The organism is Mesorhizobium sp. PAMC28654 (assembly GCF_020616515.1).
GTDB lineage: Bacteria > Pseudomonadota > Alphaproteobacteria > Rhizobiales > Rhizobiaceae > Mesorhizobium.
In genome coordinates, this window is the sequence record NZ_CP085135.1 from 4,166,203 (window position 1) to 4,190,647 (window position 24,445).

Consider the following 24,445-nt stretch of genomic DNA (forward strand, 5'->3'; position numbering starts at 1 on the left):
ACTCCCCTACTGCCTTATTCCCCTACTCCCCTCCAACTAAGGAGACGGAGCAAGGGCTCCGCTAGGTGACATGGCAAGACAAGATCAGGCCAACGACCAATTTTCGCTCACCTCTTTCCTCTATGGCGGCAACGCCGACTATATCGACGCGCTCTACGCCGCCTATGAGGATGATCCCGCCTCGGTCAACCCCGATTGGCAGGAGTTCTTTGCCGGTCTGAAGGACGATGCCGGCGATGTGCGCAAGAACGCCAAGGGCGCCTCCTGGGCCAAGCCCTCCTGGCCGCTGCAGGCCAATGGCGAGCTGGTGTCGGCGCTCGACGGCAATTGGGGCATCGTCGAGAAGCATCTGGAGAAGAAGGTCAAGGATACGGCGGTCACCAACGGTGTCGTCCTTTCCGACGCCGATGTGCACCAGGCGACGCGCGACTCCGTACGCGCGATCATGATGATCCGCGCCTACCGCATGCGCGGCCATCTGCACGCCAATCTCGATCCGCTCGGCATCGCCAAGCCGCTCGAGGACTACAACGAACTGTCGCCGGAAAACTACGGTTTTACCGCCGCCGACTACGACCGGCCGATCTTCCTCGACAATGTGCTCGGGCTCGAATTCGGCACCGTCCGGCAGATGCTGGAAATCCTGACCCGCACCTATTGCTCGACGCTCGGCGTCGAGTTCATGCATATTTCGGACCCCGAGGAAAAGGCCTGGATCCAGGCCCGCATCGAAGGCGCCGACAAGGAGATTTCCTTCACCGCCACCGGCAAGAAGGCGATCCTGCAGAAGCTGGTCGAGGCCGAAGGTTTTGAGCAGTTCATCGACGTCAAGTACAAGGGCACCAAGCGTTTCGGCCTCGATGGCAGTGAAGCGCTGATCCCGGCGCTGGAGCAGATCGTCAAGCGTGGCGGCCAGCTCGGCATGAAGGAAATCGTGCTCGGCATGGCGCATCGCGGCCGGCTGAACGTGCTCTCCCAGGTGATGGCCAAGCCGCACCGCGCCATCTTCCATGAGTTCAAGGGTGGCTCGGCCGCACCCGACGAGGTCGAGGGCTCGGGCGACGTCAAGTACCATCTCGGCGCCTCGTCGGACCGCGAGTTCGACGGCAACAAGGTGCATCTGTCGTTGACCGCCAACCCTTCGCATCTGGAAATCGTCGATCCGGTGGTGATGGGCAAGGCGCGCGCCAAGCAGGACTATCTGTTTGGCCGCAGCCGTGAGGAGATCGTGCCGCTGGAAGAGCGCGCCAAGGTGCTGCCGCTGCTCTTGCATGGCGACGCCGCCTTCGCCGGCCAGGGCGTGATCGCTGAAATCCTCGGCCTGTCCGGCCTGCGCGGCCACCGCGTCGCCGGCACGCTGCATTTCATCATCAACAACCAGATCGGCTTCACCACCAATCCGCGCTTCTCGCGTTCGTCGCCCTATCCGTCCGACGTCGCCAAGATGATCGAGGCGCCGATCTTCCACGTCAATGGCGACGACCCGGAAGCCGTTGTCCATGCCACCAAGGTGGCGATAGAATTCCGCATGAAGTTCCACAAGCCGGTGGTGGTGGACATGTTCTGCTACCGCCGCTTCGGCCACAATGAGGGCGACGAACCGGCCTTCACACAGCCGCTCATGTACCGCAACATCCGCACCCACAAGACGACGGTGCAGATCTATGGCGAGCGGCTGATCGCCGAGGGCCACATCAGCCAGGCCGAGCTCGACAAGCTCAAGGCTGACTGGCGCGCGCACCTCGAATCCGAGTGGGAAGTCGGCCAGCACTACAAGCCTAACAAGGCCGACTGGCTTGACGGCGCCTGGTCGGGCCTGCGCACGGCCGACAACCAGGATGAACAGCGGCGCGGCAAGACCGCCGTGCCGGTCAAGACGCTGAAGGAAATCGGCAAGAAGCTGACCGACGTGCCGAAGGATTTCGAGGCGCACAAGACGATCATCCGCTTCCTCGAAAATCGCCGCCAGGCGATCGACTCCGGCGAAGGCATCGACTGGTCGACGGCGGAGGCGCTGGCCTTTGGCGCGATCCTGCTTGACGGCAATCCGATCCGCCTGTCCGGCCAGGATTCCGAACGCGGCACCTTCTCGCAGCGCCATTCCGTGCTCTACGACCAGCGCGACGAGACACGCTACATCCCGCTCAACAATCTGTCGGCGGCACAAGCCGGCTATGAAGTCATCAACTCGATGCTGTCGGAAGAGGCGGTGCTGGGCTTCGAATATGGCTACAGCCTGGCGGAGCCGAAGGCACTGACGCTCTGGGAAGCGCAGTTCGGCGACTTCGCCAACGGTGCACAGGTGGTGTTCGACCAGTTCATCTCCTCGGGCGAGCGCAAGTGGTTGCGCATGTCGGGCCTCGTCTGCCTGTTGCCGCATGGCTATGAAGGCCAGGGCCCGGAGCATTCCTCGGCCCGGCTTGAGCGGTTCCTGCAGCTTTGCGCCGAAGACAACATGCAGGTGGCCAACTGCACGACGCCGGCCAACTACTTCCACATATTGCGCCGGCAGCTGAAGCGGGACTTCCGCAAGCCGCTGATCCTGATGACGCCCAAGTCGCTGCTGCGCCACAAGCGGGCGGTGTCGACACTGCCGGAAATGTCGGGCGAAAGCTCGTTCCACCGGCTGCTGTGGGACGATGCCCAGCTGTTGCCCAACCAGGCGATCAAGCTGGCCAAGGATTCGAAGATCCGCCGCGTCGTGCTGTGCTCGGGCAAGGTCTATTACGACCTCTACGAGGAGCGCGAGAAGCGCGGCATCAACGACATCTACCTGCTGCGCGTCGAGCAGCTCTATCCGTTCCCCGCCAAGGCGCTGATCACGGAACTGTCGCGCTTCCGCAATGCCGAGATGGTGTGGTGCCAGGAGGAGCCCAAGAACATGGGCGCCTGGTCGTTCATCGACCCGTATCTGGAATGGGTGCTGGCGCATATCGACGCCAAGCATCAGCGCGTGCGCTACACCGGCCGCCCCGCGGCCGCGTCGCCGGCGACCGGATTGATGTCGAAGCATCTCGCCCAACTCGCCGCGTTGCTCGAAGACGCTCTTGGCGAGTAGAGCAGATCTGGGCGAATAAAGAACAGAACCGAAAGCAACGGACAGGCACAATGGCTACCGAAATCCGCGTTCCCACTCTCGGCGAATCCGTCACCGAAGCGACTATCGGCAAATGGTTCAAGAAGGTCGGCGATGCCATTGCCGTCGACGAGCCGCTGGTCGAACTTGAAACCGACAAGGTGACTGTGGAGGTGCCGGCTGCGGCCGCCGGAACGCTCACAGAGATCGCTGTCAAGGAAGGCGAAACCGTCGGCGTCGGCGCGCTGCTTGGGACGATCTCGGCAGGCGGCGCCGCGAAGGCGGCAACCCCCGAGCCGAAGCAGGAAACCGCCGTGGCGCAGGCCTCTGCGCCGACCGCGGCATCGACGACCAAGCAGGCCGCCGCGCAAGGCGCCAAGATCGCCGGCGAGAGCGAGCTTGAACAGCGCACCATGCCGCCGGCCCCGTCAGCGGCCAAGCTCATCAACGAGAACAATCTCGCTGTTGATCAGATTTCTGGCTCCGGCAAGCGCGGCCAGGTGCTGAAGGGCGACGTGCTCGACGCCATGTCGAAGGGTGCGCCGTCGCAGCCGGCCGAGATGCCGAAGGCGGCACCCGCACCTGCACCGGTTGCCTTTCGTGCGCCGTCCTCCGGCGACGATGCATCGCGCGAGGAGCGTGTGCGCATGACCAAACTGCGCCAGACAATCGCGCGCCGCCTCAAGGAAGCGCAGTCGACGGCCGCCATGCTGACCACCTTCAACGAGGTCGACATGTCAGCGGTGATGGCGCTGCGGACCAAATACAAGGATGTGTTCGAGAAGAAGCACGGCGTGAAGCTCGGCTTCATGGGCTTCTTCACCAAGGCCGTCACCCACGCGCTGAAGGAAATCCCTTCGGTCAATGCCGAGATCGACGCCACCGACATCATCTTCAAGAACTACGCCCATATCGGCGTCGCCGTCGGTACCGAAAAGGGCCTCGTCGTGCCGGTGGTGCGCAATGCCGACCAGATGTCGATCGCCGAGATCGAGAAGGATATTGGCCGGCTGGGCATCGCCGCGCGTGACGGCAAGCTGTCGGTCGCCGACATGCAGGGCGGCACGTTCACCATCTCCAATGGCGGCGTCTATGGTTCGCTGATGTCGACGCCGATCCTCAACGCACCGCAGTCGGGCATCCTCGGCATGCACAAGATCCAGGACCGGCCGGTGGTGGTCGGCGGCCAGATCGTGATCCGGCCGATGATGTATCTGGCGCTCAGCTACGATCACCGCATTGTCGATGGCAAGGAAGCGGTGACCTTCCTGGTGCGCGTCAAGGAAAGCCTGGAGGATCCGGAACGGCTGGTGCTGGATCTGTGATCGGAGCTGATCCGCAATGAGCGGCTGGCCAGATACCCTACGCCGATTGTTTCGGGGTGGACTCGTCTGGCTGGGTGTTGTCTCCGCTTTGCCGCTGGCCGCTTCGGCCACCGATTGGGACGTCTCCGAGGTGAGCAGCAATCTCGCGGTGTTTGCCCTCGGCGATGCTGAGATGGCCGAGCGGAAGATCACCACCACCACGATCGGTGAGCTCGAGCTACCGACAGGCCAAATCATCGCCTGCGATCCGCTTATCACCGGGCTGGAGCGGCCTGTGTTTAGCCGCAAGGTCAGACCGGGACGCTATCCGGTAACCTTGTTCGAGGCGCAAGGCCGGGTTGCCGCAGCGGTATTGCGGTTTGGCCCTGGTTTGCCAGTGCGATGGGAATTGGCCACCTTCGCCCGCGACGGCAGCGGCGTGTCGGCATGGAAGTCCGGATTTATTGTCGATGACGCAGTTGCGTCGTTCATGGACACGTCGATTATGACGCTCATATCCGACCCGGAGGAATTCGACGACTATCTTGCTGACATTGCGTGGTCCCTCGACAGGTTCGGTATGGATAATCCGGTTGCTGGCAATCCGCTTAATATCGTCATGTTCGACACTGGCTGGGGCGACGGGACGTACACATCCTGGTGGGGATTGGACGCGGCCGGCGAGCCGCTGGTCTTGATGACCGATTTCGAAGTGCTCGAAAACGCCGATGGCCGAGAAAGCGGCCAGGCCAACTGATGACAAAGTTTGCTTCGCCCATGATCGGATTTATGGCAGGCTCGCTGGCTTTTCTGGCTGCGGGTTCTGCGGCGAGAGCTGCCTGCCCGATCGAACTCGCAGTCTATGGCGACCCGCAAAGCGGCACCGAGATCGACTTCACCCCAACCGGCACCTCGGCGACCGTCACCAATACCTTTCGCATGATCCTCGACAACAACGTGGTGCTGAACGGCATCGTGATGTGGAGCACGGGCGAAGAGCGGCCGAATGGCTCCTTGATGTACAAATGTCCCGAGGGCGATGTCACCGGCGGCGAACTTGCCGCCTGCACCCTCTGGAGCGGCGTCATCTATACGTCTGACGACAAGGGCACGATCGGGCTGTTGCCGGCGCAAGGCATCGATGCGCCGAAGACACTGATCCTGCCTGATCTCGGGCCATCGCTGCGGCATTCCCTGGCCTATGGCGGCACCGGATTCTCGAAAGTGCCGTCGGACGTTTTCGTCATGAAGGGTTGCCAGGAATGAGTGGGGCTCGGGTTGCACTGGTTACTGGCGGCAGCCGTGGCATTGGCGCGGCGACCTGCCGTTTTGCCGCCGATGCCGGCTACCGCGTCGTGGTCAATTATGCGTCGAACGAGGCTGCGGCCGGAGCTCTTGTCCAGGACATCGAGCAAGCCGGCGGCAAGGCCATCGCCATCAAGGCCGATGTCGGCAACGAATCCGAGATCCTGTCGATGTTCGAGCAGATCGATCGCGCCTTCGGCCGCCTCGACGCGCTGGTCAACAATGCCGGCGTTCTCGATGTGATGTCACGTCTCGACGGCATCAGTGCGGCCCGCATGGAACGCATGATGCGCGTCAACGTCGTCGGCTCGATGCTGTGCGCCCGCGAAGCGGTGAAGCGCATGTCGACCCGTCACGGCGGCAAGGGCGGCTCTATCGTCAACCTTTCTTCCATGGCGGCGCATATCGGCGGGGCGAACCAGTATGTCGACTATGCCGCGTCCAAGGGCGCCATCGACAGTTTCACCATAGGCCTGGCGCGGGAAGTCGCCGCCGAAGGCATCCGGGTGAACGCAGTCAGCCCGGGGATCATCGATACCGAGATGCATGCGTCGACGGGCGAGCCCGACAGGGTCGCCCTGATACAGGACACGCTACCGATGAAAAGGGCGGGCACGGCCGATGAAGTGGCGCGTGCGATTCTCTATCTTCTATCCGATGCGGCGTCCTATACGACGGGCGCGATCTTGAATGTGAGTGGCGGCCGCTGAGCGCCAGGCGAAAAGGGTACTATCATGGCTTATGACGTCGTTATCATCGGATCGGGACCAGGCGGCTATGTCTGCGCCATCAAGGCGGCGCAGCTAGGTCTGAAGACGGCGGTGATCGAGAAGAACCCGACCTTTGGCGGCACTTGCCTCAACATCGGGTGCATTCCGTCCAAGGCGCTTCTCCATGCCTCCGAGATGTTCGCCGAGGCCGGCCATTCCTTCGACACGCTCGGTGTCGAGATCAGCGCGCCGAAGCTGAACCTGAAGAAGATGATGACGCACAAGGACACGACGGTGGCGTCCAACGTCAACGGCGTCGCCTTCCTCTTCAAGAAGAACAAGATCGACAGCTTTCGCGGCACCGGCAAGGTGATTGCGGCCGGCAAGGTGTCGGTCACCGGCGAGGACGGCAAGGTCGAGGAGATCGAGACCAAGAACATCGTCATCGCTACCGGCTCGGATGTCGCCGGCATTCCCGGCGTCAAGGTCGATATCGACGAGAAGGTGATCGTGTCGTCGACAGGCGCGCTGTCGCTGGACAAGGTGCCCAGCCATCTCGTGGTGGTCGGTGGCGGCGTCATCGGCCTTGAGCTCGGCTCGGTGTGGGCGCGGCTTGGCGCCAAGGTCACCGTTGTCGAATTCCTCGACACCATTCTGGGCGGCATGGACGGCGAGGTCTCCAAGCAGTTCCAGCGGTTGTTGTCCAAGCAGGGTTTCGAGTTCAAGCTCGGCGCAAAGGTGACCGGCGTCGCCAAGGCGAAGAAGGGCGCTACCGTCACGTTCGAGCCGGTGAAGGGCGGCGCGGCGGAAACCATCGACGCCGACGTCGTGCTGATCGCCACCGGGCGCCGTGCCTATTCCGACAGCCTCGGCTTGAAGGAAGCCGGCGTCGAGGTCGACGAGCGCGGCCGGGTCAAGACAGATGGCCATCTGAAGACCAATGTTCCCGGCATCTATGCCATCGGCGATGTCATCGCCGGTCCGATGCTGGCCCACAAGGCCGAGGACGAGGGCGTTGCAGCGGCGGAGACCATCGCCGGCCAGGCAGGTCATGTGAACTATGACGTCATCCCGAGCGTCGTCTACACGAGCCCGGAGATCGCCTCTGTCGGCAAGACCGAGGAGGAATTGAAGAAGGCCGGCATCGACTACAAGGTCGGGAAATTCCCGTTCAGCGCCAATGGCCGGGCGCGCGCCATGCTGCACACCGACGGCTTCGTGAAGATCCTGGCCGACAAGCAGAGCGACCGCGTGCTTGGCGTGCATATCGTCGGCTTCGGCGCCGGCGAGATGATCCATGAGGCGGTGGTGCTGATGGAGTTTGGCGGCTCGTCGGAAGACCTCGCCCGCACCTGTCATGCGCATCCGACCATGTCGGAAGCGGTGAAGGAAGCGGCGCTGGCTACTTTCTTCAAGCCGATCCACATTTAAAGGCCGACTTCGTCATCCTCGAGCCCGAGGATGAACGCGTAGTGACATTCAGCCCCCAAAACAAAACGGCCCGCCTTTCAGCGGGCCGTTCGTATTTGATGTCGAGCCGATCAGTTGGCTGGTGCGGCAGGGGCCGGCGCTGGTGCAGGAGCAGGAGCCGGAGCGGGCGTTGCGGGCGCCGGTGTTGCGGGAGCTGGCGCTGGGGTCGCGGGAGCCGGTTCGGCGGGCTTCATTGCCGGTGCTGGTGCAGGTGCAGGAGCTGGTGTGCTGGCGGCTGGCGCCTCGGCAGGTGCCGGCGCATGGTCGGCGCTTCTTCCGAAAACGTAGTAGGCGACAATTGCCAGTATGATGACGACCAGCGCAATCAACCAGGTGCTGCCGCCACCGGATTGGGGAGCGGTATCGTTTGGGTTCGCCATAAAAGTGTCCTCCGTGGATTAAAAGTATCAATCAACTGCCATCAACGCGCAATCCTTGAACAGGTTTCACGCCAAGGATCGAAAACGCCAAAAACAAGGCGGTCGGGCCCTGTCCGGCGGCGTTTCGCCACGCAGCGAGGCAGACTAACCGATGCTATCGTTGGTTGCGAGGTATTTGCCGACATGACCCCCACCGCACAGACTTTTCCTGATCCCGGCGCTGCTCTTGCCGGCGCTCAGTTCGCCGACCGCTACGTGCTGATAACCGATGGTCTTGCACTGACCGCAATTGACGCGGCCGAACGCGCTCTGGGACGATCACCGAGATGGATCGGCCGGCTGACGCAGCTACGCAACCTCGCCGTCAGGCCCTTCGGGTTGAAGACGGGAGCTGGACCTGACGTGTTGCCGGAAAGCAGGATCGGTATATTTCCACTCATAAGCCAGGCGCCCGGCAGGGTCGTGCTTGGCCTGGACGACCGGCATCTCGATTTCCGGATCCTGGTGGAGGTGAACGACCTCGGCGCCGGCCGGCAGGAAGTGGCGGCATCGACGATCGTGAAAACGCACAATCTGCTCGGGCGGACCTATCTCGCCATCATCAAGCCATTTCACCGGATCATCGTTCCGGCGATGCTGGCTCAGGTTTTGACCAGGTAGAGTTAAAGCCCCACAGCCGTGACAGTATAGCCGGCCTTGCGGAAATCCTCGACCAATCCCTGCGGACCCGGAAGGTGCAGCGCGCCGACCGCCATGAAGGCGTTGCCCTTGGCGAGGATTGGCTGGGCATGATCGACCATCACCTTGTTGCGGCTGGTGATCATGGTTTCCTCGAACGCGGCATAGGCTGCCGGGTCGTCCTGCTCGCCGGGCATGGCCGCACGGAACAGCGGCCAGAACAGCCCGGTGTCGCCGCGCTGGTAGAGCACGATCATGGTCTCGTTGACGTCGTTGACCTTGTCGCCAAGCTTCAGCGTCTCGACCAGATCCTTCATGTGGAGAGCAATCGGCAGCGAGGCCATGGCATGGAGTTGGTCGGCGACGGTCTCCAGGCCCTCGACAGCCTTGCCTGAAGCCTTGGCATCCTCGGCGAGCTTGACGTCGAGCACGGGCGCGCCGCCGGCCTTGCGGGCCAGCTCGCAGGCTGGAAGCGCCACCATGGCCGACAGCATCCATGGCTTCATCTTGGCGACGGTCGCCGGCGGAATGCCGCGTGCGTCGAGCGCCTTGTTCATGGCCGCCGCATCGTCCGGCGACAGCAGCGACGACAGCGTGGTGTTGTCGGTGAACATCATCAGGTCCGGCTCCTTGAGGAGCGCCGCCATCATCTTCTTCTGATCGAGCACTTCCGTCGTTTCGATGATGACCGTGTCGGAAGCATCGAAGGCCTTCTGCGCGGCTGCCGGCAGCGTGGTGACGCGCGGGTCGGTCATGTGCATGGTCCCGAATAGGAAGGACGGCTTTTCGCCGGGCTTTTCCAGTTTCCACAACAGGCCCTTGCCGTTCGGCGTCGCCGCCGCTTCCGCCTCGATCTTCTGGTAGGTGGCCGGGTCACTCGCGTGCAGGGCGGACAGCATGTCTGTTCCGGTGCAAGACACTTCGGCGTGTGCCTTGCCCGCTGTCAGCAGCATGATGACGAGGAAGGATAGGAAAAACAGGATGTTTGCGACCACCAGCAGCTTCAGGGACACTGCTGCCGCGCGGTCTGCGATGGCGATGACGCGTTTCATGGATTCTTAGTAGGACCAAAAAGCGGCGAAACGGTTAACCCGCGCCGCGAAATTGTCCTGGATGACGCGATCGTTCATGCGCGAGGATGGGCGGACTCGTAGATTTCGAGCAGCCTGGCGGTGTCGACCCCGGTGTAGATCTGCGTCGTCGACAGGCTGGCATGGCCCAGCAGTTCCTGGATGGTGCGCAGGTCGCCGCCGCGCCCGAGCAGATGCGTAGCGAAGGAATGGCGCAGCGCATGCGGTGTCGCAGTGTCCGGCAGGTTGAGCGCCGAGCGCAGCCTGGCCATGCCGCGCTGGATGATCGCCGGGTTAAGCGGGCCGCCGCGCGCGCCGCGAAACAGTAGCCCCTTTGGGTCGAGATGATAGGGGCAGAGGCGGCGATACTCGGCGATGGCGCGCAACGCCACGGGCAGCACCGGCACCAGCCGTGTCTTGCCGCCCTTGCCGGTGACGCGCAGGACGGTGTCGCCAGGCGATGAGAGATCGGCGCCCAAGAGCCCGAGCGCCTCGGAAATGCGCAGGCCCGAGCCGTAAAGCAGCGTCAGCACCGCCGCGTTGCGGGCAGCGATCCACGGTTCCTCCGCCAACTGGCCTTCCAAGGATACGACATGCTTTGCATCGGCGGCCGTCAGCGGCTTGGGCAGGGATTTCGGCTGGCGCGGCGCGCGCAGCGCTGCTGCTCCGGCCGCGTTGGCGAGGCCACGCCGCTCGAGGAACCGCAGCAGCGAGCGGATGCCGGCAAGTCCGCGTCCAAGCGTGCGGGCACCGGCGCCGTCATTGCGGCGGGCAGCAAGGAAGCCGCGCAGATCGGCCGGGCGCAGATTGGCGATATCCGAAATGCCGGGCGCGCCGCCGCAATGGCCGGTGAGGAAATGCAGGAACTGTCGGGTGTCGCGCTCATAGGCTTCCACGGTCGCGGGGGACAGCCGACGTTCGCGAGCCAGCATCTTCAGCCAGGCTTCACGCGCCGCCTGAAGGTCGGGTTTGGCGGGGATGAGGAATTCCTGCATGGCGCCCTTTCATTTTCGTGGCGCCATCCTGCGATGGCGAGGTTAGGAAGCGGTGAAGAGCTGTCATTGAAATGAGGACGAGGCGGCGCTAGAGCAGGACAAAGGATACTTTCCACATGACCAAGCCCCAGAACCCCGTCCAGATGGCCGTGATCGGCGCCGCCCACGGCATCAAGGGCGAATTGCGCGTGAAGACCTTCACCGGCGAACCGCTGGCGCTGGCCGATTATGGGCCGCTCTACGCCAGGGATGGCCGCGCCTTCCAGATCGTCGACATCCGTCCCGCCAACACGGTTGTCGTGGTGCGCTTCAAGGGTGTCAGCGACCGCAATGCCGCCGAAGCGCTGGCCGGCACGGAATTGTTTGTCGACCGCTCCATGCTGCCCGATGATGGCGAGGAGGATGAATTCTATCACGCCGATCTTGTCGGGCTGGCGGTCAAGGATGAAACCGGTGCGGCCGTCGGCAAGGTTGTCGCCGTGCATAATTTCGGCGGCGGCGACATACTCGACGTGACGCTGGCGGGCCGCAAGGGCGTGCTGATCCCGTTCACGCAGGCAGCCGTGCCAGAAGTGTCGATCGCCGAAGGGTTTGTCCGCGTCGATCCGGCAGCGGCTGGCCTTGTCGACGACGAGGATGGCGATGCTCCGCGCGAGGAAGATTTCGACCCGAAGGGCAGGCCGCGCGGACCGAGCGATGCCGGGGGCAATCGGTGACGTTCAAGGCGTCGGTATTGACGCTCTATCCGGAGATGTTTCCGGGCGCGCTTGGCCTGTCGCTTGCCGGGCGGGCGCTGGAAGCGGGCACCTGGTCGCTGGAAGCCGTCCAGATCCGTGATTTCGCCACCGATCGCCACCGCACCGTCGACGATACGCCGGCCGGCGGTGGCGCAGGCATGGTGATGCGCGCCGACGTGCTGGCCAGGGCCATCGACCACGCCTCGCCCGAGGGCGATGCGCGGCCACGGCTGTTGATGAGCCCGCGCGGCAAACCGCTGACGCAGGCGCGTGTGCGCGAACTGGCCGCCGGCCCTGGCGCCATCATCTTGTGTGGCCGTTTCGAGGGCGTCGACCAACGGCTGATCGAGGCGCGTGGCCTGGAAGAGGTTTCGATCGGCGATTTCATCCTCTCGGGCGGCGAGCCGGCGGCACTGGTGCTGCTCGACGCCGTGGTGCGGCTGCTGCCGGGCGTGATGGGCAATGCGGAGTCGGGCGAGGAAGAGAGTTTCGAGAACGGCCTGCTCGAACATCCGCACTACACGCGGCCGCAGGAATTCGAAGGCCGTCCAATCCCCGACGTGCTGATCTCGGGCAATCACAAGAAGATCGCGCAATGGCGGCGCGCGCAGTCGGAGGCGCTGACCAGGGAGCGGCGGCCGGATCTGCTTGGTGCGGGCTCTCACCCCTTGGCGAAGTAGTAAAAGGCCAGGAACAGGCCAACCGCGATGACAAAGCCGCGCACCACGTTCTGCGGTACGCGCTTGGCGATCCAGACGCCGGCATAGCCGCCCAGCGCGCCACCCGGGATCATGACGATCGCCTGCGGCCAGGCGACGACCCCGCCGGACACGAAGACGACGATCGCAACCGCCGCGATAACAATCGCCAGCATGTTCTTCAGGGCGTTCAGGCGGTGATAGTCGCCGGCCTGGGTCAGGCCGAGGGTTGCCAGCATCATGACGCCCATGCCGGCGCCGAAGAAGCCGCCATAGATCGCGGTTATGAATTGCGCCACGGACCCGGCCAGCGAGCCCACGGATGCTTCTTCGCCTGGCTTTGACGCCGGTTTCAGCCAGGGCCCGGCGGCGAACAGGGCTGTCGCGGCAAGCAACAACCACGGTACCATGACGCGGAACGACGGATTGGAAAGCGCCAGGAGGATGAGCGCGCCGGCCAGCGCCCCGGCGGCCGAGATGAAGCACAGCAGCAGCGCGCCGCGCCAGAAATGGCGGATGTCATCCCAATAAGCGAGCGTCGAGGTGATGTAGCCCGGGAATTGCGTCACCGAGGAGGTTGCGTTGGCGACGATCGGCGGCAAGCCGACCAATGTCATGGCGCCGAAGGTGATGAACGTGCCACCGCCGGCGACGGCATTGGCGGCGCCTGAAAGAAATCCGGCGAGGAAAAGCAGGACCGCGTCGAAAACGGACATGAGGATCTGCCGCTGGAGAAAGCTACACGCTTGCTCTAGAAAGCTTGAAGCGGGGGCGCAACCGGCATCGGAGAGCCAAACGGCACACAGCGGCCAAAAAAGACTCAGGCCAAGGCGTGACAAAGGGTCGAAATAGCTGTATGTGCCGCCCGAACCGGAAGAAGAATCTGCCGGACCCGTCAACAATGACGGTGTAGTCGCCCCTGCCCGATGTCTTCCGACAAAGGGCATAGCCGAGCGGTCATAGGAACTGCAAGGCGAGTGCCGGACGCTCTGACTGTCGAAGAACAAGAAGTGGATTTTTAGATGGATATTCTCCGTCAGCTCGAGGCCGAACAGGCCGCCAAGATCGAAGCCAAGCGCAAGCTTCCCGAATTCCAGCCCGGCGACACCGTGCGCGTCCAGGTCCGCGTGACCGAAGGCACCCGCACCCGCGTCCAGGCTTATGAGGGCGTCGTCATCGCCCGTTCCGGCGCCGGCTTCCAGGAGAGCTTCACCGTCCGCAAGATTTCCTACGGTGAAGGCGTCGAGCGCGTGTTCCCGGTCTACTCGCCCATGATCGAAGGCGTCGAGATCGTACGTCGCGGCAAGGTGCGTCGCGCCAAGCTCTATTACCTGCGCGATCGTCGCGGCAAGTCGGCCCGTATTTCGGAAAACACCGGCGTGCGCGCCCGCAAGCTGAACGACGAAGAGCGCGATGCGCTGAACGCCGAGAAGGCCCGTATCGAGGCTGAGAAGGTCGCGGCTGCCCAGGCGCTGGCCGCCGAGAAGGCAGCGCAGGAAGCCGCCGAGAAGAAGGCCGCCGCCGAGGCAGCCAAGGCCGCCGAAGCCGAAGCAGCAGCCAAGGCCGCTGAAGCGACCCCCGCCGAATAAGCTTTCGACGAACAAGGTTTTCGAAAAGGCGGCTTCGGCCGCCTTTTTTCGTTTGGAGGAGAAACATGGACACGTTCTTCGACGCCAACCGCCTGAACTGGGACAATCGGGCCGAACTGCATTCGACCGACAGCACGGGCAGCTACCGCATCGCCGCAGTGCTGGGCGGCGGTTCGGCGCTGCATGCGCTGGAAACCGGCGAGATCGGCGATCTGGTGGGCAAGGATATCGTCCATCTGCAATGCCATATCGGCCTGGATACGCTCAGCCTGAAGCATCTTGGCGCGAAAAGCGTGACCGGGCTCGATTTCTCGCCGAAGGCAATCAGCGCGGCGCGCGCGTTCGCGCAAAAGGCAGGCACCGAGGCGCGCTTTGTCGAGGCGTCGGTCTATGATGCGGTCGCCGCACTGGGCCAAACCTACGACATGGTGTTCGTCACCTGGGGCGCGATCAACTGGCTGCCCGATATCGCGGCCTGGGCCAGGGTGGTTGCCACCCTGCTCAGGCCGGGCGGCAAGCTCTATCTGCTCGAAGGCCACCCGACCATGCTGCAATTCGAGGCCAGGGAAGGCCGACTCGATCTCGAATATGGCTGGCGCACGCCGCAGGCCAAGCCGCTCGTGTTCGACGAAGCCCAGACCTATACAGGCGACGAGAGGGCGCTGTCGCATACGCGCAATTATGAGTGGATCCATCCGCTGTCCGACATCGTCAACGCCATCCTGTCGGCGGGGCTTTCCGTCGACTTTCTCAACGAACACGAAGTCATCGTGTGGAAGGCGTTTCCCTTCGTCGTCGAGACCGGCGAGGACCAGTTCGAACTGCCGGACGGCTATCCTACGATTCCGATGTCCTTCTCGATCGGCGCGACGAAACGCGGCTGAAACCTGGACCGCATGAAGCGTTCAACGGAGCGTGAATTGACTCCAAATAGATCGTGCATTAATTGATCGTGCACAAGATAAATGGAGAAAACGAAATGCCCGCACTCTATTCCACGCAAGCTCGCGCCGTCGGCGGCCGCGCCGGCCATGTCCAGAGCGAAGATGGCCTGCTCAGCCTCGACCTTGCCATGCCCAAGGAACTGGGCGGCAAGGGCGGCGCCACCAATCCCGAACAGCTTTTCGCCGCCGGCTATGCCGCCTGCTTCGAAAGCGCCATGCGTTTCATCGCCGGCAAGCAGAAGCTGCCGCTGCAGGATGCCTCGGTGACGGCCAATGTCAGCCTGCATTCCAACGACCAGGGCGGTTTCGTGCTTGGCGTTTCCCTGGCGGCCGAAACGAAAGGTCTTGATCAGGCGGCGGCGGACGCGCTTGTATCGGCGGCGCATCAGGTTTGCCCCTACTCCAACGCCATCAAGGGCAATATCGAGGTGGCGCTTTCGGCAAAGGCGACATGACCACCAAGATCACATCCACGCCCCTGGACGTCCCGGCGGATTTCGCCGGGATACCGAGGCTCGATCAGCATCTGTGCTTCGCGCTCTATTCGGCGAGCGGGCTGATGACTCGGCTTTACCGACCGCTGCTCGAGCCGCTTAGCCTGACCTACCCGCAATATCTGACCATGCTGGCGTTGTGGGAACATGCACCGCGCACCGTCGGCGCACTCGGCGAAACGCTGGGGCTTGATTCAGCGACGCTGACGCCACTGCTCAAGCGGCTGGAAGCCAACGGCCTGGTCACGCGCCAGCGCGATCCCGCCGACGAACGCCGCGTGCTGGTCGAACCGACGCAGCAAGGCCGGGCGCTGCGCGAGAGCGCCAAGGCGGTATCGACAGCGATGCGCTGCCATTCGCCGCTCGATGGCGATGAGCTGAAATCCCTGCATCACACCTTGACCCGGCTGATCGACGGACTGCGCGAAGCGACTGATGAAATATAATCTGGAAACGATTGTTCGGAGCAGCCCATGCCATACCGGGTCAAGAGGATGCTCTTCAAAGACGGCAGGCTGCTTACGGAGCGTGATCTTACGGAAGAAGAGACTGTTTTTGAAGGTGCTGCTCCGATAGTCTGCGACGTGATAAGTTTCAGCCTACGAGGGCGATCTTTGAGAGCCGAAGTTGTTTGGGGCAATTGGCAGGACGAAGCTATCCTCCGTCGACCGTGGTTCCTTTGCGCGTCGTAGAGATCTAGCCGCCAGCGCAGATGTTCATTGCCAGGGCACGGATCATCCCGAAATCCCGGGATTGAAGGCATCCGAATCCGTTTTCGCGCGAGCTGACGCAGCGGACCGTCTTGCATGACGCTTGCGGAAAGCTAAAGTCGGCGCCGGATTTTCCTGCAAGCCCGGACCGTGCCCGGGCGGTTCAATTTCTGGGGGTATGTCATGACCAAATCGAAGCTGTTGCTGGCCGGCCTGCTGGCTTGCCTTCTCGTGCCCGTCGCCGCCTTCGCGCAGGCGCTGCCGGACCTCGGCGGCAAGAAGGTGGTGGTGGTAACGGAAAACGCCTATCCGCCGCTGCAGTTCATCGATTCCAAGACGGGAAAACAGATCGGCTGGGAATATGACGCGATGAACGAGATCGCCAAGCGGCTGAATTTTTCCGTCGAGTACCAGAACACCTCCTGGGACGCGATGATCCAGGCGGTTTCAGACAACCAGTACAACATCGGCATGACCGGCATCACCATCAAGGACGACCGCAAGGCGAAGGTCGATTTCTCCGACCCCTACATGCGCTCGGAACAGTTCATGCTGGTGCGCGGCGATGAGAGCCGCTTCACCGACGCCAAGACGTTTGGGGCCTTCAAGGACGGGTTGGTCGGCGCGCAGGCGGGGACGACGCCGTTCTACACCGCTGTCTACAGCGTGCTCGACGGCAATGAGCAGAACCCGCGCATAAAACTGTTCGAGACGTTCGGCGCCACGGTGCAGGCTTTGAAATCGGGCGACGTCGATGTGGTGCTGACCGACGGCACGGCGGGCAAGGGCTATGTCGACGCCTCCGGCGGCAAGCTGAAGCTGATCGGCGGGCCGCTCGGCAGCGAGGATTTTGGGTTCATCTTCCCCAAGGGGTCGGACCTCGTGAAGCCGGTCAACGCGGCGATCGCGGCGCTGAAGGCCGACGGCACCTTCGACGCGCTCAACAAGAAGTGGTTTCTTGATTACAAGATGGGGCAGTAGTTCGTCTTGTTGAGAACGGTGCGCGTGCGAGAACTCGCGCTGAGTTTGCGCGTGAGCACCCCCCTCTGCCCTGCCGGGCATCTCCCCCTCAAGGGGGGAGATGGGCTGTTCAACCACCGGCGGCCTCCAACTGACTTTGATGATTGGCGAAAGCTGATCGAACATCCGATCTCCCCCCTTGAGGGGGAGATGCCCGGTAGGGCAGAGGGGGGTGCCTTGGCGCTACCCTCTCGGGACTTCCATTCCGGCGACATCGCCTGATGGCAACGACGCCATCGACCACCAAACCCGACTTCCCCTGGTGGCTCGCGGTCGCCGTGGCCATCGCGGCCGCGGTGGCCGTCTTCGTCGCGAGCAGTGATCTCTACACCCAGGTTTTCGCCACTGTCGCCAAGGGCATCGGCGTCACCGTCTTCGTCACGGTGGTCGCCTTCGCATTGGCGTCGACGATAGGACTCGGCATCGCGCTGATGGGGCTTTCGGGCTCGCGATGGCTGCGGCAGATCGCCCGCTTCTATGTCGAGATCATCCGAGGCGTGCCGATCCTGGTGCTGCTGTTCTGGATCGCCTTCGTCGGTGCGCCGGCCTTCGTCGCGGCCTGGAACGCGGTGACGGCGCCGCTGCAGAGTGCCGGCCTGTTGGGCGAGTTGCTGGTGCGCGACGTGTCGTTGCTGTGGCGCGCCATCATGGCGCTGACCATCGGCTATTCGGCCTTCATCTCGGAGGTTTTCCGGGCCGGCATCCAGGCGGTCGAGAAAGGCCAGATCGAGGCGGCCAAGGCGCTGGGGCTGACGCGCGCGCAGCGTTTCCGGCTGATCGTGTTTCCGCAAGCCATACGCACCATCCTGCCGCCGCTCGGCAATGATTTTGTCGCCCTGGTCAAGGATTCCTCGCTGGTCTCGGTGCTCGGCGTCGCTGACATCACGCAGATGGGCAAGGTGTACGCCGCCGGCTCCTTCCGCTTCTTCGAGACCTATTCGATCGTCGCCTATATCTATCTCATCCTGACCGTCAGCCTGTCGCTGGCGCTCAGGGCGCTGGAGCGACGGCTGCGCCATCAGCACGAGCAATAGCGCGCAGGCAAGGACGGCGTTACGATCATGGCCACACATCTCGTTTGGGAGGTCTCATGATCGTCGACAAAGCCAATGCGGCACTGAATTCCGTCTATGGCGCCGATACGCCGGAAACGCTGGCCGAGGCCTATGCCGCATGGGCCGCGACCTATGACAGCGAGACCGCTTCGCTGGGCTATCTCTTGCCGTTCCTGATCACCGCCTGGGTGGCGCGCCACGTGCCATCCGGTGAAGGCCCGCTTCTCGATGCCGGCTGCGGCACCGGCCTGTCGGGGCCATCGCTGAAGGCGCTGGGCTACGCCGACATCGCCGGGCTCGACCTGTCGGACGACATGCTGAAGATCGCCGGCAGCCGCAATAGCTACGGCGAGTTGAAACAGGCGATGCTGGGCGGGCCGCTGCCTTGGCCGGACGGGCATTTCCGCGCTTTCTTCTCCACCGGCGTGTTCACCATCAGCCATGCGCCGGCGTCGGGCCTGCACGAACTGGTGCGCATCACCCGCAAGGGCGGCCATGCCATCTTCACGGTGCGCGACCAGGTGTTCGAGAGCGGCGGCTTTCAGGCCGTGTTCGATGAACTCACGACGGCGAACAAATGGGGGCTCGTCGAGCAAAGCCCGTGGTTCCGCTGCTATGCCATTGCCGAGCCTGATGCCTTGGTGAAGACTTTCGTCTTCGAAGTGATCTGAGGGGCGCATCTTCCCTTCTCCCCAGGGGAGAAGGAAGAACCCGCGCGTGACACGCCGCAATTGCCGAAAACCCAAAACATTGGTATGAGCCACGCCATGGAAGAGCTTTTTGGCGATCCGGCTTACAAGGGGTTCGTGCTGCAGGACAGAAAACGCCTGCCGTCGCGATTCTCCGCGCGCCTGTCCGGCGCGTTGACCAGCCGACTTAGCTAGGCCGGTTTTGCCGGGCGAAGGCCTCCGGCGTCTGCCTCTTCCCATTTCCAAATCGACGGATTTACGCACATGAGCGCACCGCGCACCCTCTACGACAAGATTTTCGACGACCACATCGTCGACCGCCAGGATGACGGCACCTGCCTGCTCTACATCGACCGCCACCTCGTCCACGAAGTGACCAGCCCGCAGGCTTTCGAAGGCCTGCGCTTGAGCGGCAGAAAAGTCCGGCATCCAGAAAAGACGCTGGCCGTGGTCGATCACAATGTCTCGACCTCGCCCGAGCGCAAGTTCGGCATCAAGAACGAGGAAAGCCGCATCCAGGTCGAGGCGCTTGCCAAGAACGCCAAGGATTTTGGCGTCGAATATTATTCCGAGAACGATATCCGCCAGGGCATCGTCCACATCATCGGCCCGGAGCAGGGCTTTACCTTGCCCGGCATGACCATCGTCTGCGGTGACAGCCATACCTCCACGCATGGCGCATTCGGTGCCTTGGCGCATGGTATCGGCACGTCGGAAGTCGAGCATGTGTTGGCGACCCAAACGCTGATCCAGCGCAAGGCCAAGAACATGCTGGTGCGCGTCGACGGCCAGCTGCCGGAAGGCGTCACCGCCAAGGACATCATCCTGGCCATCATCGGCGAGATCGGCACCGCCGGCGGCACCGGCTATGTCATCGAGTATGCCGGCGAGGCGATCCGCGCGCTGTCGATGGAAGGCCGCATGACGATCTGCAACATGTCGATCGAAGGCGGCGCGCGCGCCGGCCTGATCGCCGCTGATGAAACGACCTTCGCTTATGTCAAGGACAAGCCCCGCGCGCCGAAGGGCGCGGCCTGGGATGCCGCGCTCGAATACTGGAAGACCTTGCAGTCCGACGAGGGCGCGCATTTCGACAAGGTGATCGTGCTCGACGCGACCAAACTGCCGCCGATCGTCTCCTGGGGCTCCTCGCCCGAGGATGTCGTTTCGGTACAGGGCATCGTGCCGAATCCGGAGGATATCACCGACGAGAACAAGCGCACCTCCAAGCAACGCGCGCTCGACTATATGGGCCTGACGCCGGGAACCAAGATCACCGACATTTCGCTCGACCGCGTCTTCATCGGCTCCTGCACCAATGGCCGCATCGAGGACCTGCGCGCCGTCGCCAAGGTGGTCGAAGGCAAGAAGGTCAGCGCGCATGTCGATGCCATGATCGTGCCGGGTTCCGGCCTGGTCAAGGAACAGGCGGAAGCCGAAGGTCTCGACAAGATCTTCCTCGCCGCCGGCTTCGACTGGCGCGAGCCGGGCTGCTCGATGTGCCTGGCCATGAACGACGACCGGCTGAAGCCGCATGAACGCTGCGCCTCGACCTCGAACCGCAATTTCGAGGGCCGGCAGGGTTTCAAGGGCCGCACCCATCTGGTGTCGCCGGCAATGGCGGCGGCTGCGGCGATCGCCGGCCACTTCGTCGACATCCGCGACTGGAAATAGCTTTGGCCTTCGATGCCAGTGACAGGGGCCCGGACCGCACAGCGGTTCGGGCCTTTTTCTTGGTCTGACACCTTGCGCTGACCGCACGCGATCGTGAACACCGGAATCCGCGTAAACGGCCAGGTTTCGGCTGCATCCGCAGTGTCTTTCCGGTTGCGCTTAACGGCTTGTTTGGGCTTGCGCCTTATGGTCTTCCCTCACGGAAGCGAGGGGAAGTAGGGTCTTTTGGACGTCGGACTGTTCATAGCGCTGCTCAACCCGACGATCGCGCTCGCGCTCGGCGCCGCCTTCCTCGTGCTTTGGTCCTATCAGCGCCATAGACCCTACCTGGCCGTGCTGGGCGCAAGCTATTCCGTGTCGGCCGGCGGCTTCCTGTTCCAGTATTTCACGCTGCCTTTCGGCATGGCGCTCACCAAGCTGGTCTCCAACCTGTGCTTTACTTTCGCAGGCAGCTGCCTCGTCGGTGCGATCGTCGCCCGCTATGGCCGCAAGGTGCCCTTTGCGGCAATCGGCACGCTGATGGTTGGCGGCCTGGTCGCGTTCTGCTGGTTCATGTTCGTTCAGCCCGACCTGACGTGGCGTATCTATGCGATGAATTTTGCCTTTGGCGGCCTGGGGCTGCTTGCCGCCGCCGAATTGCGCCCGGTTCGAAACAATGGCCCGACGGAAATGATCCTGTTCGTGCTGTCGCTGATGTCGGCGGTCAACTTCTTCGTGCGAACGATCATCATCGTGGCCATCCACGGCCCCTTCACCAGCTACGACGGGTTCTATGGCTCGTCCTACTGGACGACGGCGCTGCTGTCGCATGCGCTGCTGTCGCTGCTCATCGCGCTCTGCCTTTTCACCGCCGCCGCGCTCGATGTGATGAAGGCGCTGAAGACCGAGACCTATACGGATCCGCTGTCGGGTCTTCTCAACCGTCGCGGCTTCGAGGAACGCGCGGCTCACCTCTTGCAACGCTGCGCCGCGGCTAGATTCCCGGTGGCGCTGGTGCTGGCCGACCTCGATCATTTCAAGCTGCTGAACGATGTGCATGGACACGCGGCGGGAGATCGGGTGATCGCCGACTTTGCCGCCAAGCTTCGCACGGCCGCGGGTGCCCGAGGGGTTGCCGGCCGCGTCGGCGGCGAGGAATTCGCGGTGCTGCTGCCGTTGACCGATCTCGGGGCGGCGCGGCTGTTCGCCGAAGCCATTCGCGTCCTGTATTCAGCGGGAGGCGTGGATGGGCTTCCTCCGGGCACCAGGGTGACGGCGAGTTTTGGCGTGGCGGCCCGCACCGGGGAGGAGGGGCTGGAGCCGTTGATGCGTCGCGCCGATGAGGCCCTCTACAAAGCCAAGAAGAACGGCCGCGACAGCGTGCGGCTGTCCTACGAGCGGCCGGAAGCGGCCTTCGTCGCGGAGTCGTACAAGGCCAGCTGACCCCAGGGAATTCCGTGCCGCGTTAACGTCTTTTTCGCCCGTCGGTGATTTGGTGCCGGACGGAGTCCGAAGCCATATGGGCAGTGCAGATTATATCCTTGCGATCAACCTGGTCGTCGCCGGCCTGCTGGCCGCGGCCTTCATGACGATCGCCGTCCATGACGTGGGCCGTGTCTCGGCGCGCTGGCTGGCGTTCGGCTATGTGCTTGGCATGGCCTATTTCGCCATCGAATTCAGCATTCCGTCCTTCGACAATGCGCGGCCGGTGGTGGTTGCCGCTTTTGCCGCCTTCCTCGGCGCCACCATCGCCTTCAATGGCGGGCTCGCCCATAAATACGGCGTTTCGCCGCCTTGGCCGCAGATGCTCCTCTTCCTGTTTGCGGCGACTGTCGCGGTGTATTTCGTGCAGGATCTGCCGCGCCAGTCATTCATCCGCATGATGGCGTACCAGTTCCCCTACGCCGTCATGCAGTTTGTCGGCCTTGGCATCGTCTGGTCATCCAGGCAAAGACGCGACCGCCTCGACCATATATTAATGGCCGTTCTGGCGGCCAGCGCCCTGCAGTTCCTGAGCAAGCCGTTCATCGCGCATGCGCTGGGCGGCTGGGGCGCCAATCCGCAGGTCTATCTGCAGAGCAGCTATGCGCTGGTATCGCAGTCGCTCGGCACCATGTTCGGCCTGGCGATCGCCCTGCTGATTCTTGTCATCCTGGTTCGCGACCTGCTGGCCGAGGTGATGTCGAAGTCGGAGACGGACACGCTCTCGCGGCTGCTCAACCGTGGCGGCTTCGAGCGCCATGCGGAGCTGGCGCTGTGCGGCGCCGCGCGCCAGGGCATTCCGGTCGCCCTGGTGATCGCTGACCTCGACCATTTCAAGAGCATCAATGACAGTTTCGGTCATGCCTCGGGCGACCGGGTCATCGAGGCTTTCGCGGGTTTCCTGCGCGATGCTGCCGCCGACCATCACGTTGCCGGTCGGATCGGCGGCGAGGAATTCGCCATCATCCTGCCGGGAACAAACATGGCCGCCGCCCGGCTCTTCGCCGAAGGCACGCGGAGCGCTTTCGGCGCGCTGCCCGTTGATGGACTTCCATCGGAACATCGCTGCACGGCAAGCTTCGGCGTTGCTGAACTTCATGTGGGCGAGGGGTTCGCCGATCTGATGCGGCGTGCCGACGAGGCCCTCTACCAGGCTAAGAATGGCGGGCGCGACTGCGTGCGGATTTCATCCGGCCCGGCAGGTGGACGATCGGCGATGGCGGCAAACGCCGGATAGTCTCAGCGGCAGGGCGTGAGGTCTGGCATCTCGCCATCCGACAGGCCGTACATGTAACTGCGGCCTTTCACGAAAGCCGGTGGCCGGTAGCAGTCGTTGCCGCTGATGGGGTCGCCCGATTCGTTCTGGTAGAGCACCTTGGGCTGGCCGGCGCTGGTGTAGGCCGAAAGTTCCTTGGCGAGCTTGCCTTCGCCAACGAGGATGCGCTTGTAGCCAGCGGCACTTTCGATGACGAGATTGCCAAAGGAATCGGCGTACACGTGGTCCCGGGTGTTTGTGCCTGCGATGGCGGGCGCCGCGAAGCCAACGGCCATGGCTGACATGATGAGCGCGCAAAGGCGCTGGCTGGTCGATTTCGAACGCATTGCGTCCTCCAACTTCCTGTTGACCTCGATCGCGGAAAAGCGGTTTCGCCGGATCACGATCTGAAACGAGTTCGAATCAGAAATTAACCTTTTATTAACCTTTGTTAAGGGGGTGCGCGTTTTCCGCGCCATGTCCTTTCGAACATGGTTAATTTTCGCCGGCCGGGAACGCCGCTGGCCATCATTCGGCCATGCTTGCCCGCACCATCGCGCCGGGCATCGTATTCGGTCGCGAAGCGGTGCCGGGGAACCTTGATCTTGAGCAAGCATCGCGGCTAGTCTGATGCGTGGGGAGGACAGCATATGGCGTTACGCCGGTCATTTCGGGTGACGCTCGTGCTGTTGCCGGCGTTGATTGCCGCGGCCCGCGTGCCGGAGACCAATGCACCAAAGGCGGGCAACAAGGTCACCCAGGCGGTCTCGCTTGCTCCGACCGCCACCACCACCGACGTGTCCGCGCCACAGCCGCGCACCGCGAGCTACAGATGCGCGGATGGCGGCATGATGACCATCGAGAACCTCGGCACGTCGGTGCATGTCGTGGAGCCCAATGGCGCCAGCGAGGACCTGCCGGCGTCGCCGGCCAATCAGAGCAGCCGCTATGGCCAGGCCCATGACGCGATCGTGATCGACGGCCGCGAGGCGCTGGTGATGAAGGGCGGCAAGACGCCGCTGACCTGCACCCGCTGATCGGCATGGTTTGAGATTCAAGTGATGCCGGCCTGCAAACGGCGCGGCCTGACCTTTATCTCAATACATCGCGCCAGCCGTTGGACCATGCGAA

24 protein-coding genes are annotated in these 24,445 nt (G+C 63.2%); 20 read left to right on the forward strand and 4 right to left on the reverse strand.

The annotated features are described in order from the left end of the window. Positions 1-70 precede the first annotated feature (70 nt). From LGH82_RS20395 to LGH82_RS33705, 7 genes are all read left to right on the forward strand, one after another. Positions 71-3,058 carry a 2-oxoglutarate dehydrogenase E1 component gene (locus LGH82_RS20395; RefSeq protein WP_227344458.1) on the forward strand — a complete coding sequence of 996 codons (2,988 nt, stop codon included), beginning with the start codon at positions 71-73 and terminating at the stop codon, positions 3,056-3,058. A 50-nt stretch (positions 3,059-3,108) separates the two neighbouring features. Then, positions 3,109-4,401, forward strand: a complete 1,293-nt coding sequence (odhB, locus tag LGH82_RS20400; protein ID WP_227344459.1) for a 2-oxoglutarate dehydrogenase complex dihydrolipoyllysine-residue succinyltransferase — start codon at positions 3,109-3,111, stop codon at positions 4,399-4,401. 16 nt (positions 4,402-4,417) lie between these two features. Beyond that, positions 4,418-5,137 carry a DUF4241 domain-containing protein gene (locus LGH82_RS20405; RefSeq protein ID WP_227344460.1) on the forward strand — a complete coding sequence of 240 codons (720 nt, stop codon included), beginning with the start codon at positions 4,418-4,420 and terminating at the stop codon, positions 5,135-5,137. 32 nt (positions 5,138-5,169) lie between these two features. After that, on the forward strand, positions 5,170-5,646 hold the full coding sequence (locus LGH82_RS20410) for a hypothetical protein (RefSeq protein WP_227344461.1): 477 nt from the start codon (positions 5,170-5,172) through the stop codon (positions 5,644-5,646). After that, positions 5,643-6,395, forward strand: coding sequence for an SDR family oxidoreductase (locus LGH82_RS20415; protein ID WP_227344462.1), 753 nt, complete (start codon positions 5,643-5,645; stop codon positions 6,393-6,395). Before LGH82_RS20410 ends, LGH82_RS20415 begins: the two co-directional genes overlap by 4 nt. Positions 6,396-6,419: 24 nt before the next feature. Further along, the gene (gene lpdA, locus LGH82_RS20420; RefSeq protein WP_227344463.1) at positions 6,420-7,826 is read left to right on the forward strand and encodes a dihydrolipoyl dehydrogenase; all 1,407 of its coding nucleotides are present in this window, start codon (positions 6,420-6,422) and stop codon (positions 7,824-7,826) included. 299 nt (positions 7,827-8,125) lie between these two features. Next, positions 8,126-8,905 carry a DUF2867 domain-containing protein gene (locus LGH82_RS33705; protein WP_413771375.1) on the forward strand — a complete coding sequence of 260 codons (780 nt, stop codon included), beginning with the start codon at positions 8,126-8,128 and terminating at the stop codon, positions 8,903-8,905. 2 nt (positions 8,906-8,907) lie between these two features. Here the strand turns inward: LGH82_RS33705 and LGH82_RS20430 are convergent, their stop codons facing one another. Continuing rightward, entirely contained in the window at positions 8,908-9,975 is a 1,068-nt protein-coding gene (locus LGH82_RS20430) for a TraB/GumN family protein (RefSeq protein ID WP_227344464.1), read from the reverse strand. Between the two features lie 74 nt (positions 9,976-10,049). Beyond that, positions 10,050-10,988 carry a tyrosine recombinase XerC gene (locus LGH82_RS20435; protein ID WP_227344465.1) on the reverse strand — a complete coding sequence of 313 codons (939 nt, stop codon included), beginning with the start codon at positions 10,986-10,988 and terminating at the stop codon, positions 10,050-10,052. A gap of 116 nt (positions 10,989-11,104) precedes the next feature. On the opposite strand from LGH82_RS20435, the gene rimM reads away from it, so the two are divergent. Together rimM and trmD are read left to right on the forward strand one after the other, a co-directional pair. Next, positions 11,105-11,704 (forward strand): ribosome maturation factor RimM, encoded by a 600-nt coding sequence (rimM, locus tag LGH82_RS20440; protein WP_227344466.1) that lies wholly within the window; start codon positions 11,105-11,107, stop codon positions 11,702-11,704. Further along, positions 11,701-12,405 (forward strand): tRNA (guanosine(37)-N1)-methyltransferase TrmD, encoded by a 705-nt coding sequence (gene trmD / locus LGH82_RS20445; RefSeq protein WP_227344467.1) that lies wholly within the window; start codon positions 11,701-11,703, stop codon positions 12,403-12,405. Before rimM ends, trmD begins: the two co-directional genes overlap by 4 nt. On the opposite strand, the gene LGH82_RS20450 is transcribed toward trmD, so the two are convergent. Then, positions 12,387-13,139 (reverse strand): sulfite exporter TauE/SafE family protein, encoded by a 753-nt coding sequence (locus tag LGH82_RS20450; protein ID WP_227344468.1) that lies wholly within the window; start codon positions 13,137-13,139, stop codon positions 12,387-12,389. The genes trmD and LGH82_RS20450 overlap by 19 nt on opposite strands. Positions 13,140-13,445: 306 nt before the next feature. Between LGH82_RS20450 and rplS the strand changes: the two genes are divergently transcribed. The 10 genes from rplS (at position 13,446) to LGH82_RS20500 (ending at position 23,296) form a co-directional block, all read left to right on the forward strand. Further along, positions 13,446-14,012, forward strand: a complete 567-nt coding sequence (rplS, locus tag LGH82_RS20455) for a 50S ribosomal protein L19 (protein ID WP_227344469.1) — start codon at positions 13,446-13,448, stop codon at positions 14,010-14,012. 65 nt (positions 14,013-14,077) lie between these two features. After that, positions 14,078-14,896 (forward strand): class I SAM-dependent methyltransferase, encoded by an 819-nt coding sequence (locus tag LGH82_RS20460; RefSeq protein WP_227344470.1) that lies wholly within the window; start codon positions 14,078-14,080, stop codon positions 14,894-14,896. A 95-nt stretch (positions 14,897-14,991) separates the two neighbouring features. Beyond that, a complete protein-coding gene (locus tag LGH82_RS20465; RefSeq protein ID WP_227344471.1) occupies positions 14,992-15,411 on the forward strand; it encodes an organic hydroperoxide resistance protein in 420 nt (139 codons plus the stop codon). After that, entirely contained in the window at positions 15,408-15,896 is a 489-nt protein-coding gene (locus LGH82_RS20470; RefSeq protein WP_227344472.1) for a MarR family winged helix-turn-helix transcriptional regulator, read from the forward strand. Before LGH82_RS20465 ends, LGH82_RS20470 begins: the two co-directional genes overlap by 4 nt. 447 nt (positions 15,897-16,343) lie before the next feature. After that, entirely contained in the window at positions 16,344-17,141 is a 798-nt protein-coding gene (locus LGH82_RS20475; protein WP_227344473.1) for a transporter substrate-binding domain-containing protein, read from the forward strand. 260 nt (positions 17,142-17,401) lie between these two features. Beyond that, positions 17,402-18,214 carry an amino acid ABC transporter permease gene (locus LGH82_RS20480; RefSeq protein ID WP_227344474.1) on the forward strand — a complete coding sequence of 271 codons (813 nt, stop codon included), beginning with the start codon at positions 17,402-17,404 and terminating at the stop codon, positions 18,212-18,214. A gap of 56 nt (positions 18,215-18,270) precedes the next feature. After that, positions 18,271-18,906 carry a class I SAM-dependent DNA methyltransferase gene (locus LGH82_RS20485; protein WP_227344475.1) on the forward strand — a complete coding sequence of 212 codons (636 nt, stop codon included), beginning with the start codon at positions 18,271-18,273 and terminating at the stop codon, positions 18,904-18,906. A 282-nt stretch (positions 18,907-19,188) separates the two neighbouring features. Further along, positions 19,189-20,598 (forward strand): 3-isopropylmalate dehydratase large subunit, encoded by a 1,410-nt coding sequence (gene leuC / locus LGH82_RS20490; RefSeq protein WP_227344476.1) that lies wholly within the window; start codon positions 19,189-19,191, stop codon positions 20,596-20,598. Between the two features lie 225 nt (positions 20,599-20,823). Next, on the forward strand, positions 20,824-22,020 hold the full coding sequence (locus LGH82_RS20495; protein ID WP_227344477.1) for a diguanylate cyclase: 1,197 nt from the start codon (positions 20,824-20,826) through the stop codon (positions 22,018-22,020). Between the two features lie 76 nt (positions 22,021-22,096). Then, the gene (locus tag LGH82_RS20500) at positions 22,097-23,296 is read left to right on the forward strand and encodes a GGDEF domain-containing protein (protein WP_227344478.1); all 1,200 of its coding nucleotides are present in this window, start codon (positions 22,097-22,099) and stop codon (positions 23,294-23,296) included. A gap of 2 nt (positions 23,297-23,298) precedes the next feature. Here LGH82_RS20500 and LGH82_RS20505 read toward each other — a convergent pair whose 3' ends face one another. Beyond that, positions 23,299-23,661: a hypothetical protein gene (locus LGH82_RS20505; protein WP_227344479.1), complete on the reverse strand. Its 363-nt coding sequence runs from the start codon at positions 23,659-23,661 to the stop codon at positions 23,299-23,301. Positions 23,662-23,964: 303 nt separating this feature from the next. On the opposite strand from LGH82_RS20505, the gene LGH82_RS20510 reads away from it, so the two are divergent. Continuing rightward, positions 23,965-24,351 carry a hypothetical protein gene (locus LGH82_RS20510; protein WP_227344480.1) on the forward strand — a complete coding sequence of 129 codons (387 nt, stop codon included), beginning with the start codon at positions 23,965-23,967 and terminating at the stop codon, positions 24,349-24,351. Positions 24,352-24,445 lie beyond the last annotated feature (94 nt).